Genomic DNA, 13135 nt, shown 5'->3' on the forward strand with positions numbered 1-13135 from the left:
ACCAGGCAGATCCCCCCGGATGTCCCGACCCGCGACGACCGTCCCGCTCGACGCCCCCGGACTGGCGGTGGCCACCCTGTGCTGTGCCCTGTGGGGCGGCAACGGCGTGGCGGTGAAGTATGCCGTGGGCGGCGGGCATCTGCCCCCCCTGGGCAGCGCCGGGCTGCGGTTTTTGATCGCCCTGCCGGTGATCGCGATGGCATGCGGCAAGATGGGGGCGACGCTGCGGGTGGATCGCCGGCTCTGGTGGCTGGTGATCCTCCACGGGGTGCTCGCGGCGCTCCAGATCGGGGCGTTCAACTGGGGCACCAGCCTCAGCGAAGCCGGGCGGTCGGCGGTGTTCGTCAACGTCCACCCGTTCCTGGTCGCCCCGATGGCCTGGATCCTGCTGGGCGAATCCCTGGGCCCGCGGCGGATCGCCGGCCTGATCGCCGCCGCCGCCGGGGTGGCGGTCCTCCTGGCGAAGCCGCTGATGCTGGGCGGGGGCGGGCTGGTCGGCGACCTCGTCGTGCTGGCCTCGGGCGTGATCTTCGCGTTCCAGACGATCGCCCAGAAGAAGACCTTCCCGCTGATCCCGCCGACGACCCTGCTCCTGCTCCAGACCGCCATCGCCGGCCCGCTCACCCTGGGCCTGAGCCTGGCCATCGAGGGCCCCGCCCGGTTCCACCTGACCTGGGAGGCCATGGGCGGGCTGGCCTACCAGGGTTTGGGCGTGTCGGGCGTCTGCTTCACCCTGTGGATGATCCTGCTCCGCCGCTACCCGGCCGTCCAGCTCTCGGCCATCACCTTCATGGTGCCCGCCTTCGGCATCCTGATCGCCAACCTCACCCTGGGCGAGCCCTTCACCTGGCCCCTGGCCATCGGCGGGTCGCTGGTCGCGCTCGGCATCTACCTGGTGTCGTCCGACGACGAGTGACCGCGCTCAGGGCGTCGCGCCGGTGATCTCGCCTAGCAGCCGGAAGAACCCCCGCTTCCGATCGCTGTTCGTCCCCCAGTCCACCGGGACGCTCTGGTAGCCCTCGGCGAAACCCTCGTCTTTCATCCGGTAGTCGAAGAAGCCCCACGAGGCGTATTCGGCCACGGCCGCCCGGAAGTTGTTGGCGGGCTTGTCGAAGTCGAAGTGGTCATCCTCGTTGAACAGGATCGGCATCGGGCGATAGCCGTCGACCTTGCGGGCGGCCCGGACCATCTCCCCGACCCGCGCCGGCTCCTTGACGCCGTTGCCGTGGAGCAGGAGGAAGTCCGACGCCTTCACCACGTTGGGCCTTGGGATCGAACCGCCCCCGTAGCTGGTCCCGACGAGGAGGCGATGCCCGGCCGCGGCCGAGCGGTCCCGGACGCGGAGGATCAACTCGTGGACCCGCTCCGGCCCGAGGATCGGGTGGTCATAGGCCTTCACGTTGCATTCGTTGTCGACCTCGACGAGGACGTTCCGGTAGCCCCCGGCGACCAGCCAGTCGACGGTCGCATCCACGCCCGCGACCACGGCCGCCTCGTCCTTCAACCGCTGGTCCTGGCCGAAGTAGTAGATCCCCAGGATCGCGACCATGCCCAGCTCGTCCGCCCGGTCGAGGATCCGGGCCAGGCGTGCCAGGTACTCCGGCCGGAGGCTCCCGTCCCCCCGCAGCGCCGAGTTGTGCCAGGGCTGGTCCTTGGAGTACCCCTGCGGGCTCCCCCCCTGGAGGTTGAGCGTGAACGCCAGCAGCCCGGCCTTCCGCCACCCCGGCATCTGCGCCAGGAACTCGGCCGTGTTGCGATCCGCGTCCCACCGGCCGGTGTCGGGATAGGCCCACCGGCCCACGGTCTCGGGGTTGAGGTCGTCGAAGGTCGCCTGGACCATCCGACTGTTCATCAGCAGCCCTTCGACGGATGCCCGCCCCTCGTACGTCGGCCTCCCGTTGATGAGGAACCGGGCCCCGTCGATCGCCACGGTCGTCTTCCGCGCAGGAGCTTCCGCGAACGCAGCAGGGCCGACGAGGCAGAGCGCAAGGACCAGCCCGGTTCGAAACATCGCCGATCTCCGATCTCAGGAAGGAAGGGGCGGGGACATCGGCCTCGCATCCCCGGCCCATTCATCGCATCCGGCCGGCGCCTTTGCAATCCACTGCCGGGGCCGAACCCGGATCGGTCGAGCCCATCCGATTCGAGATGGTTTGTGGGCGTTCCCCGATCTGTGATACTGATGCCGATCTCACTCGAAATGGATACGTTGCCGATAGGTCCGCGACACATGAAGATCCCCGACTTCCAGACCGTCATGCTCCCGCTGCTCAGGATCCTGGAAGACGGCCAGACCCGCCCGATGAGGGAGGTGACGAAGCTGGTCGCCGATGCTTTTCAACTCACGGAGGAAGAGCGGGGCATGATGCTGCCGAACGGTCAGCAGTCGATCATCAGTAATCGTGTCGCCTGGGCCAAAACTCACATGAAGATGGCCGGGCTCATCGAGAATCCCAACCGGGGCCAGGTACGCCTTTCCGACCTGGGTCGGTCCATCCTTGCCGAGAAGCCGACATCGATCGGCATGAAATCGCTGAGGCGGTACCCGTCCTATCTCGCGTTCATCGGGAAATCCCAGCCCGATCCGGAGGTGGTGATCGATGATACCGTCATCGAGGAGAAGGCGACCCCCCTCGAACTGATCGACGCTGCCTACCGGACCTTGCGGCAGGCGACCACCGAGGACCTCGTCTCCCGGCTCAAATCCTCCTCGCCCGCCTTCTTCGAGGACGTGGTGGTCCGGCTCCTGATGGCCATGGGGTATGGCGGCGTGGCGGGGCAGGGGACGGTCACGGGCAAGAGCGGGGATGGCGGGATCGACGGCGTGATCCAGCAGGACAAGCTCGGGCTGGACATCGTCTGCATCCAGGCCAAGCGCTGGGACGGGCCGGTGGGACGGCCGGTGGTCCAGGGGTTCGTCGGCAGCATGGACTACGTCAAGGCGAAGAAGGGCGTCGTCATGACGACCTCGACCTTCACCAGGGAGGCCCAGGACTTCGTCCACCGGATCGAGGCCAAGCGGGTCGTCCTGATCGACGGCGACCGCCTCGCGGACCTCATGATCGAACACAATCTGGGTGTCACCACGACCAAGGTCTACGAGCTGAAGGAAGTCTCCAACGACTTCTTCGACGAGAGCGAAGCCTGACCGCGGATCGCCGGGCGAATGGTGGCGAAGCGGATCGGGCCCGGCCATACTGGCGGGTGGGGCGTGCATCGGGGGTCTCCGCGATCCCGGGTGCGGGCGGTGCGTCGGTCCGCGATGGCTCGAAGGACGGAGGGATACGCCGATGGGTGGCGAACTGCGGCGGCGTCGATTCTTGCAGGCGGCCTCGGCCCTGGGGCTGGGGGCGGGGCTGGGCGACTGGGCCGGGCTGAGGGCGATCACCCCGGCCAGCGGGGCCGCGATGGCCATCGGGCCCGACGCGGTGCAGTTCCGGCCCGAGATCGAGCCGGTGGTGAGGTGGGTCGAGGAGGTCTCCCGCGATAAGGCCCCCGAGGAGGCGATCGCCCGGCTCAAGGCAGGCCTGTCGTATCGCGACCTGCTCTCCGGGGTGTTCCTGGCGGGGATCCGCAACGTCCAGCCCCGGCCGGTGGGCTTCAAGTTCCACGCCGTCCTCGTGATCAACTCGGCCCACCTGCTGGGCCAGGCCGCCGCCCCCGACGAGCGGCTCCTGCCCATCCTCTGGGCGATCGATAATTTCAAGGCCTCGCAGGCCCGCGACGTCCAGGAAGGGGACTGGACCCTGGCGAAGGTCGACGAATCGAAGATCCCCGCCCCGGACAGGGCCGCGGCCGCGTTCGCCGAGGCGATGGAGAAGTGGGACGTGGCCGGCGCCGACGTGGCGGCCTCGGGCCTGGCCCGGTCGACCGGCGCGGCGGCCACCATGGAGCCGTTCTGGCGCTATGCCGTCCGCGACCAGCGCGACATCGGCCACAAGGCGATCTTCGCCGCCCAGTGCTGGCGGACCTTGCAGGCGATCGGCTGGCAGCACGCCGAGCCCGTCCTCCGCTCCCTGGCCTACGGCATGCTCGACCTCTCGGGCGACAAGCGGCCGATCGCCGTCGGCCCGTATGAGGCCAACCTGGAGAACGCCGCGAAGATCCGGGCCGACTGGCAGGGCGGCAAGCCCGACCCCGCCGCGACCGTCTCGCTGATCGACACCCTCCGCTCCGCCTCGCCCGAGGCCGCCTCCGCCGAGGCGGTCGCCCTGCTCAACCGGGGCGTCGCGGCCGACTCGATCTGGGACGCCGTGATCCTGTCCGGCAACGAGCTTTTGATGCGCAACCCCGGCATCGTCCCGCTCCACGCCGTGACCTCGGCCAACGCCCTCCACTTCATCTACGGGGCCAGCGGCGACGACACCACCCGCCGCCTCGCCCTGCTCCAGGCCGTGGGCTGGGTCCCGCTCTATCGCGGCCGCCCCAAGGACGGCGCCGTCCGGGTCGACGCCCTGGAACCGCTCGCCCCCGACGCCAAGGACGACGCGGCCGTGGCCGAGCTCTTCGCCACCATCGGCGACGACCGCCGGAAGGCCGCCGCCAAGACGGTCGGCTACTTCGAACGCGGAGGCTCCCCCGACCTCGTCTTCGCCGCCGCCCGCCGGATGATCTTCCACAAGGGGGCCGACAGCCACCAGTACAAGTACGGCGCCGCCGCCTGGGAGGAGTGCCTCCTCGCCTCCGACCCCCGCTGGCGTGCCCCCCTCGCCGCCTCCATGATGGCCTACCTCCCCGGCACCAAATCCCCCGACAGCCCCCTCATGAACCGCGCCCGCGCGGCCGTGGGGAATGTGCTGGGAGGTTGAGCACCGATGGGCAAATCTTCAGACTTCCGTGACGGACCAGGGGAGACCTTCCCTGTCCGTCATGGAGACGACCCGGGGGCGAGGGTCGATGGGTTTGACGAATTGCCTCAGCCGCTGGAGGACATCGGCTCTCTGCTTGGCCGGTGCCAGCAAGGGAGAGTGTGTTGGTGGTGTTTCGAGGTGTAGGACGATTCGCAGGCCGGTGCAGGAGATCGCCCGCTGGGCGATCTCTCGCTCGCCGCCCGATGCGTTGAGGCGGGCCGCCGATAGGCAGCCGAGCGTATCTCGCACCTTCAGGGTGACCGCCTCGGCCAGGGGGGCGAACCGAGTCTCGCGGGTCGATCGGTAGTCTTTGATCTCGATGAGCCAGCAGATCGCCTGGGGATCGATGGCGACGATGTCCACGCCGCGATTGCCCGCGACCCGCTCGGCCTGGCAGATGGGGCAGCGGATGATCCCCGAACAACCCTCCGTGTTGCAACCCAACTTCGCGTCGCCGACCCTTGAGAATTGCCCCCGGTAATAGGACCACTCGTCGAACTTCGTCGCATCCCAGTCGTCGGGGAAATCGAAACGCAGCGACTTCTCGACGATCGAGATCATGCTTCCGCTTCCGCGCCGAGGTAGCGATCCGACTGATTCAGTTCCTCCTGCAAGGCGTCGATCGGCCCGATCTCGTCGACCGTCTTTCCGGATTGGATCGTCGTGCCGATGTCCTGAGGATGGAGGCCGAAATACCGCGATTCCAGATCGCGATTTTCGTCCATCCTGAGTTGAAGGTCCAACTCCCGCATCAGGAACAAGCTGTGCGTCGCCACGAACACCTGGATCCCCGAACGGCACAGGTGGAGGATCGTGGGGACGACCTGCTTGATGACCTTCGGGTTGAGGCTGGCCTCGGGCTCGTCCCAGAAGAGCGAGCCGGTGCCCACCAGCGACCCGGTCGCGATGAGCCGGGCGATCATGGCGAGCTTGCGTAGCCCTTCGGCGACGAGATGGGCCTCGATGATCCCGTTCCGGGTCTCCAGGTAAAACCGCCCGTCGGTCAGGACGACCCGCCCCCCCAGCTGTTCTTCCAGAGGGCTGAGAAGCTGGCCGATTTCGCGAGCCCGCGCACCCTTGACCGCGGGGGCCCCGAGCAGGATGCACGTATCACGCCACGTCTCTTCGAAGGGCAGGTCGGCGGTCTCATAAAGCGAGACGAATCCGGGATAGATGGTCAACAGCTCACGCGTCGGCAAGAAGACGGGAGGTTGACCCGACCATCGGGCGGGGGTCCGATCCAGGGACACCTCGGAGGCGTTCTTCGTGGTGAACGAAAATGCCAGATCATGCGCGACTTGGCGGAACTTGGCCTCGACCTCGCATCGGCTCACGCCGGCCTGCCGCCGCGCCAGGCGGCCGAGCCGATCGGGGCGGAAGACGCCACGGAGCTTGCTGGCGATCGCCTTCTCCAGATACGCCTTGGTCGGCGTCGGCGACCCGGACTCGCGGCCACCCCTCGCCATCACCCAGGCCAAGGAGTAGGCGAGCTTGAGAAGGTGGGATTTTCCCGAGCCGTTCTCGCCAACCAGCACATTCAAATGCCTGGCGAACGGGACATCGGCTTCGCTGAACAGTGTGAAGTTATTGAGACGGAGATGGGCCAGCATGTTCCAAACTCCGCCCCGTCCGTTTGCCGTCGCCGGCCCCGCCCCCTCATTCGATACCAAACGAGGACCGTCCGACTTCGGACCATTCTAGCACGACCTTGACCCCCGGCGCAATTGCCGGGGACGGCTCAGCTCGTCTTGGCCTTCTTGCGGACGCCCTTCTTGGTGACGACCTGCCAGCCGGGGGCGTCCTCGGCGGCGACGCCGTCGATCTCGACGTCGGCGTCGGCGGACTCGACCGCCTTGCGGTAGGAGACGGCGGCCTTGACCAGGAAGGCGTCGAAGGCGTCGGTGGCGACCTCGTCGAGCGAGTGGCAGGTGATGACGACCTCCTGGGTCGCCCCCTTGGCCGGGGCGATCGCGATCCGCTCGGCGTCGCTCAGGACCGGGCGCTTGGCCTCGTGGAACGGGGTGAGCTTGAGCTGGGAGGACAACGCGTCGAGGTGGAAGGCGTTGCGCTTGACCGTGAACCGGAGGGTGAGGATCCACTCGCCGCCGGTCTGGGCCTGGAGGAAGGGCGGGGCGTCGGCCGAAGTGCCGCCGACCTTGACCACGGCCCGCTGGGTCCAGTCGGGCAGGGGGAAGCCGCCGATCTGGGCGAGGCGGTCGGCGATCCGGTCGAGGATCTGGCCGTCCCACCGGGCCGGGCGGCCGGTGCGGGAGACGCGGTCGCGGGTGTGCCAGGCGCGGCCGTCGACCTCCCAGGGGGATTTGGCCTCGGGGGCCGATCGTTCCCGGGCCGCCTTCACCTCGGCGAGTTGCTTCTTGGCGGCGGCCTTGGGGTCGAACCTCTTGCGGGCGGCGTGGGGGCTGGAGGCGAGGACTTCCTTGAGGATCGCGCCGGTGAGGCTGTCGGGGCAGTCGACGATCGCCTCGGGCGGGCCGGCGGCGACGATCGTGCCGCCCGCCTCGCCGGCCTCGGGGCCGACGTCGATGAGCCAGTCGGCGGTCTTGATGACCTCCAGGTTGTGCTCGATGATCACCACCGTGTTGCCCAGGTCGGCCAGGCGGTGGACCACGTCCAGCAGCTTCCGGGTGTCGTCGAGGTGGAGGCCGGTGGTCGGCTCGTCCAGGACGTACAGGGTCCGGCCGGTGTCGGGCCGGGCGAGTTCCGCCGCGAGCTTGACGCGCTGGGCCTCGCCGCCCGAGAGGGTCGGGGCGGACTGGCCGAGCGGGATGTAGCCGAGGCCGACGTCGTGCAGGGTCTGCAAGATCTTGCGGACCTTGGGCACGCCCGCGAACAGGTCGAGCGCGGTGTCCACGGTCATGTTGAGCACGTCGGAGATCGACCGGCCGCGATACTTGACCGCCAGGGTCTCGGGCTCGAACCGGGCGCCGTGGCAGGCGTCGCAGGCGACCCACACGTCGGGCAGGAAGTGCATCTCGATCTTGCGCTGGCCGGCCCCCTCGCACGCCTCGCACCGGCCGCCGGCCTGGTTGAAGCTGAACCGGCGCGGGGTGAAGCCGCGGACCTTGGCCTCGGGCATCTTGCTGTACAGCTCGCGGATCAGGTCGAACGCCCCGGAATAGGTGATCGGCGTCGAGCTGGGCGTGCCGCCGAGCGGGGACTGGTCCACGCTGATGACCTTGTCGATGGCTTCGAGCCCCTCGATCGAATCGTGGGCGCCGGGCGTGACCTGCGAGCGGTGCTTGGCCTTGGCGGCGGCCTTCCAGAGGATGTCCTCGACCAGCGAACTCTTGCCCGACCCCGACACGCCGGTCACCACCGTGACCAGCCCGAGCGGGAACGCGGCGTCCACCGACTTGAGGTTGTGGTGCCGGGCCCCCCGGACCACGATCTCGGGCCCGCCGCCGGGCCGGCGGTTGCTCGGCACTGGGATCGCCGACCGCCCCGACAGGTAGCTGCCGGTGAGCGACGCCTTGGACGCCTTCACCTTCTTCGGCGCCCCGCTGGCGGTGACCTGCCCGCCCCCTTCGCCCGAGCCGGGGCCGAAGTCGACCAGGTGGTCGGCGGCCTCCAAAACCTCGCGGTCGTGCTCGACCAGCACCAGCGTGTTGCCCAGGTCGCGAAGCCGCTTCAGGGCCCCGAGCAACCGGGCGTTGTCGCGCGGGTGGAGGCCGATGGTCGGCTCATCGAGGACGTACAGGACGCCGGTCAGGCCGCTGCCGATCTGGCTGGCCAGGCGGATCCGCTGGCTCTCGCCGCCGGACAGGGTGGGCGTGGACCGGGCCAGGCTGAGGTAGTCGAGCCCGACATCGACCAGGAACTGGAGCCGGTCGCGGATCTCGCGGACGAGGTCGCCGGCGATGTGGGCCTCGTCGCCGTCGAGCCCCAGGTCCTTGAAGAAGGCGAGGGTCCGGCCCAACGGCCATTGCCCGACCTGATCGACGGTGAATCCGCGGAACCGCACGGCGGCCGAGTCGTCGCGGAGGCGGGCCCCCATGCACGACACGCACGGGACGTTGTCGACCATCCCCTGGAGCTTGTGCCTGTACAGGAACGAGACGCGGGCCGCCTCCTCGATGGCGGGGAACAGCCCCTTGTACTGGAACGAAAATTCGGGCTGATTCTTGGCCCCGGGCACGGTGAACCAGGTTTCCCCGGCCCCGTGGAGGATCGTCCGGCGGTGCCGGCCTTCCAGGTCATCGAACGGGGTGTCGAGGTCGAACCCCTGGCTCCTGGCGATCGCCTCGATGGTCCGGGCGAAGGCGGGGGTTTCGGCGAAGCTCGGCCAGACGATGACCGCCCCCTCGCGGAGGCTGCGGCGGCCGTCGGGCACCAGTGCGGCGGGGTTGGCCCCGTGCTGGGTGCCCAGCCCCTGGCAGACCGGGCACCAGCCCAGGGGGCTGTTGAACGAGAAGTGGTGCGGGGACAGTTCCTCGAAGCTCCGCCCGCAGCCGTCGCACGACCGGTGCTGGCTGTAGCGGTCGACCGGCCAGCGGGCCTCGTCGGCGTCGTCGCCGACCCGGGCGACGTGGACCACCCCCTTGCCCAGGTCCAGCGCCGACTCCACCGAGTCGGCCAGCCGCGATCGGGTCTTGCGGCGGAGGATGCCGCGGTCGATCACCACCTCCACCTGATGCTTGCGGCGGTGGCTCAGCTCGGGCGGGGCGTCCAGGCTGTGCGACACCCCGTCGACCCGGACCCGCGCGAAGCCGGACAGCCGCAATTCGTCCCACAGGGCGTCGTAGTCCTCGTTGTCCCGACGCTCGACCGGGGCCATCACGTAGACCTTGGTCCCCTCGGGCAGGTGGAGGATCTTCTCGACGATCTCGTCGGCCGTCTGGGTGCCGATCGCCGTCCCGCAGCTCGGGCAATGCGGCTGGCCGAGCCGGGCGAACAGGATCCGGAGGTAATCGTGGATCTCCGTCACCGTGCCGACCGTCGATCGCGGGCTCTTGCTGGTCGTCTTCTGCTCGATGCTCACCGCCGGGGACAGCCCGGTGATCGACTCGACCCGGGGCTTCTGCAACGGCGCCAGGAACTGGCGGGCGTAGCTGGACAGGCTCTCGACGTATCGCCTTTGCCCCTCGGCATACAGGGTGTCGATGGCCAGCGAACTCTTGCCCGAGCCGCTCGGGCCGCTGCACACGGTCATCTGGTGGCGGGGGATGTCGACGTCCACCCCCTTGAGGTTGTGCTGGCGGGCGCCCCGGACCGAGATCTCGCCGAGCCCGACCTCCGACGATTTGCGATCGGCCTTCGCGGCCTTCTTGGGGGCCTTCTTCGCCTTCCCCTTCTTCGGCGGGGCGACGTCGAGGAGCTTGGCCAGGGCGCGGCCGGTGTGGCTCTCGGGCACGGCGGCGACCTGCTCGGGCGTCCCCTGGGCGACGATCCGGCCTCCGCCGGACCCGCCTTCGGGGCCGAGGTCGATGACCCAGTCGGCGGTCTTCACCACGTCGAGGTTGTGCTCGATCACGACCACCGTGTTGCCGTTGGCGGTGAACCCGTGGAGCACGTCCAGCAGCTTCCGGACGTCGTCGAAGTGGAGCCCGGTGGTCGGTTCGTCCAGGACGTACAGGGTCCGGCCGGTCCCGCGCTTGACGAGTTCCTTGGCCAGCTTGATCCGCTGGGCCTCGCCTCCGGAGAGGGTGGGGGACGCCTGGCCGAGCTTGAGGTAGTCGAGCCCGACGTCGTGGAGGGTCTTGAGCATCGCGGCGATCTTGGGGACGTTGCTGAAGTGCTCCAGGGCCTCCTGGACGTCCATCTCCAGCACGTCGGCGATGCTCTTCCCCTTGAACCGGGCGTGCTGGGTCTCGCGGTTGAACCTCTTGCCGTCGCAGACCGGGCAGTTGACCCAGACGTCGGCCAGGAAGTCCATCTCCAGCCGGTTCGACCCGTTCCCCTGGCAGGCCTCGCACCGGCCGCCGGGGACGTTGAAGCTGAACCGGCCCGCCTTGTAGCCCCGGGCCTTGCTCTCGGGCAGCCGGGTGTAGAGGTCGCGGATCAGGTCGAACAGCTTGATGTAGGTGGCCGGGTTGGACCGGGGCGTGCGGCCGATCGGGGCCTGATCGATGTCGATGATCTTGTCGAGATGCTCCATCCCGTCGATCCGGTCGTGGGCGCCGGGGTCGGTGATCGCCTTGTTGAGGTCGCGGGCCAGGGTGTCGCGGAGGATGTCGCCGACCAGCGAACTCTTGCCCGAGCCCGAGACGCCGGTCACGCAGACCATCAGGCCGAGCGGGAACGAGACGTCGATCCCCTTGAGGTTGTGCTGGCGGGCGCCGACCACGGTCAGGGCCTTGTCGCCGGGCTTCTTCCGCTCGGCGGGGACGGGGATCGCCTTGCGGCCGGACAGGTACTGGCCGGTGAGGCTGTCCGGGTGGTCGGACACGTCGGCCAGGGCGCCGGCGGCGATCACGTCGCCCCCCTTCACGCCCGGTCCGGGGCCGAAGTCGACCAGGTGATCGGCGGCCCTCATCGTGTCCTCGTCGTGCTCGACCACGATCACCGTGTTGCCCACGTCGCGGAGCCGCTGGAGGGTCGCGATCAGCCGGTCGTTGTCGCGCGGGTGGAGGCCGATCGACGGCTCATCCAGGATGTACAGGACGCCCACCAGCCCGGCGCCGACCTGGCTGGCCAGGCGGATCCGCTGGGCCTCTCCGCCCGAGAGGGTCGGGGCCGATCGGTCCAGGCTGAGGTAATCGAGCCCGACGTTGTTCAGGAACCCGAGCCGGCCGCGGATCTCCTTGAGCAACTCCTCGGCGATCGTGCGAGACAGGTCATCGAGCGGGGTCGCGGCGTCCTCGGGGGCGAGGTCGGCGGCGGGCTGGCCGGCCAGGGCGTCGAAGAACCGCTTGACCCGGCCGATCGGCCACGAGCCGAGGTCGACCAGGGTCCGGCCGCCGACCCGCACCGCGCGGGCGCGGGCGTTGAGGCGGGCCCCCTTGCAGTCCGGGCAGGTCATGCTCCGCATCATCGGTTCGAGGCCGGCGCGGAGCGGCCCGCCGGTCGAGTTCCTGTAGCGCTCCAGCAACTCGGTGGCGATGCCCGGCCAGCCCTCGGCCTGGGCGTAGCGCTTCCCCTTGTGCTTGTAGTAGACCACGACCTTGCGGGCGCCCAGGCCGTGGAGCCAGACGTTCCGCCACTTCGGGTCGAGGTCGCGCCACGCCCCCTTGAGCATCGCCCCCGGCGGGGGTCCATCCTTCTCCCCCTCCATGTTGGCGGCGACCGCCTCGAACAGCTGCCGGCGCATCTTGCCGAGCTTGGACGCCGGGCCCAGCGGGGCGATCGCCCCCTTCCAGACTGACAGCTTGGGGTCGGGCACCAGCAGCTCGTCGTCGAAGGCGTGCCGCACCCCCAGGCCGTCGCACGACGGGCACATCCCCTGCGGGCTGTTGAAGCTGAACAACTGCGGGCTGGGCGGGTCGAACCCCAGGCCGCACGCGGCGCAGGCGAAGTGCGACGACAGGAGGATGTCCGGCTGCCCCTCGACGGCCACGATCACCGTCCCGCCGCCCAGCTTCAGCGCGGCCTCGACGGCCTCGGCCAGCCGGGTCCGCGCCGTGGGGCCTCCGCCCGCCTTGAGGCGGTCGATCACCACCTCGATCGTGTGCTTGATGTGGCGGTCCAGCCCGAGGTTGTCCGCCAGGGCGGCCATCTTGCCGTCCACCCGGGCCCGGACGTAGCCGGCGCGGGAGAGTTCGTCGAACAGGTCGCGGAATTCCCCCTTCTGCCCCCGCGCGACCGGGGCCAGGATGGAATAGGCGGTGCCGGATGGGACCTGCTCGATCCGGGCGACGATCTGCTCGCGGGTCTGGGCCGCCACCGGCCTGTCGCAGTTGGGACAGTGCCCCTGGCCGACCCGCGCGAACAGGACGCGGAAGTAGTCGTTGATCTCGGTGATCGTGCCGACGGTGCTGCGCGGGTTCCGGCCGCCGGTCTTCTGCTGGATCGAGATCGACGGGCTCAGGCCGTCGATCCGGTCGACCTCCGGCTTGCTCATCTGGCCCAGGAACTGGCGGGCGTAGCTGGATAGGCTCTCGACGTAGCGGCGCTGGCCCTCGGCATACAGGGTGTCGAACGCCAGCGAACTCTTGCCCGAACCGCTCACGCCGGTGAAGCAGATCAACGCCCCGCGCGGGAGGTCGATCGAGACGTCGCGGAGGTTGTGCTCGCGGGCGCCCCTGATCCGAATGTCGGTCGTCGCCATCCCTGGGTGATCCTCGTCGCTCGTCGCCGATCCTGCCGCACCGACGGGGAGGCGCATCCCT

The 13135-nt window shown here is 69.4% G+C and carries 7 protein-coding genes; 3 read left to right on the plus strand and 4 right to left on the minus strand.

The genetic code is table 11. From position 1 onward, the window contains the following. The first annotated feature begins 19 nt into the window (after positions 1-19). Positions 20-916 carry a DMT family transporter gene (locus tag TA3x_RS09570; protein WP_435020590.1) on the plus strand — a complete coding sequence of 299 codons (897 nt, stop codon included), beginning with the start codon at positions 20-22 and terminating at the stop codon, positions 914-916. Between the two features lie 6 nt (positions 917-922). Here the strand turns inward: TA3x_RS09570 and TA3x_RS09575 are convergent, their stop codons facing one another. Continuing rightward, the gene (locus tag TA3x_RS09575) at positions 923-2011 is read right to left on the minus strand and encodes a hypothetical protein (RefSeq protein ID WP_435020592.1); all 1089 of its coding nucleotides are present in this window, start codon (positions 2009-2011) and stop codon (positions 923-925) included. Between the two features lie 219 nt (positions 2012-2230). Between TA3x_RS09575 and TA3x_RS09580 the strand changes: the two genes are divergently transcribed. Both TA3x_RS09580 and TA3x_RS09585 read left to right on the plus strand, forming a co-directional pair. Next, positions 2231-3148: a restriction endonuclease gene (locus tag TA3x_RS09580; protein ID WP_435020594.1), complete on the plus strand. Its 918-nt coding sequence runs from the start codon at positions 2231-2233 to the stop codon at positions 3146-3148. Positions 3149-3290: 142 nt separating this feature from the next. Beyond that, a complete protein-coding gene (locus tag TA3x_RS09585) occupies positions 3291-4808 on the plus strand; it encodes a hypothetical protein (RefSeq protein WP_435020596.1) in 1518 nt (505 codons plus the stop codon). 18 nt (positions 4809-4826) lie between these two features. Here the strand turns inward: TA3x_RS09585 and TA3x_RS09590 are convergent, their stop codons facing one another. From TA3x_RS09590 to uvrA, 3 genes are all read right to left on the minus strand, one after another. After that, positions 4827-5411, minus strand: a complete 585-nt coding sequence (locus tag TA3x_RS09590) for a hypothetical protein (RefSeq protein ID WP_435020598.1) — start codon at positions 5409-5411, stop codon at positions 4827-4829. Beyond that, positions 5408-6460 carry an AAA family ATPase gene (locus tag TA3x_RS09595; protein WP_435020600.1) on the minus strand — a complete coding sequence of 351 codons (1053 nt, stop codon included), beginning with the start codon at positions 6458-6460 and terminating at the stop codon, positions 5408-5410. Before TA3x_RS09595 ends, TA3x_RS09590 begins: the two co-directional genes overlap by 4 nt. 128 nt (positions 6461-6588) lie before the next feature. Next, positions 6589-13074, minus strand: coding sequence for an excinuclease ABC subunit UvrA (uvrA, locus tag TA3x_RS09600; protein ID WP_435020602.1), 6486 nt, complete (start codon positions 13072-13074; stop codon positions 6589-6591). Between the last annotated feature and the right edge of the window lie 61 nt (positions 13075-13135).

Origin of the sequence: Tundrisphaera macrotermitis (assembly GCF_051175315.1) — a bacterium.
In the GTDB taxonomy this organism is placed as follows: Bacteria; Planctomycetota; Planctomycetia; order Isosphaerales; family Isosphaeraceae; genus Tundrisphaera.

What these genes read in the sequence shown, in the direction of transcription:
- TA3x_RS09570 (WP_435020590.1), top strand. Translation starts at nt 20, where the DNA reads ATGTCCCGACCCGCGACGACCGTCCCGCTCGACGCCCCCGGACTGGCG.
- TA3x_RS09575 (WP_435020592.1), bottom strand. Translation starts at nt 2,011, where the DNA reads ATGTTTCGAACCGGGCTGGTCCTTGCGCTCTGCCTCGTCGGCCCTGCT.
- TA3x_RS09580 (WP_435020594.1), top strand. Translation starts at nt 2,231, where the DNA reads ATGAAGATCCCCGACTTCCAGACCGTCATGCTCCCGCTGCTCAGGATC.
- TA3x_RS09585 (WP_435020596.1), top strand. Translation starts at nt 3,291, where the DNA reads ATGGGTGGCGAACTGCGGCGGCGTCGATTCTTGCAGGCGGCCTCGGCC.
- TA3x_RS09590 (WP_435020598.1), bottom strand. Translation starts at nt 5,411, where the DNA reads ATGATCTCGATCGTCGAGAAGTCGCTGCGTTTCGATTTCCCCGACGAC.
- TA3x_RS09595 (WP_435020600.1), bottom strand. Translation starts at nt 6,460, where the DNA reads ATGCTGGCCCATCTCCGTCTCAATAACTTCACACTGTTCAGCGAAGCC.
- uvrA (WP_435020602.1), bottom strand. Translation starts at nt 13,074, where the DNA reads ATGGCGACGACCGACATTCGGATCAGGGGCGCCCGCGAGCACAACCTC.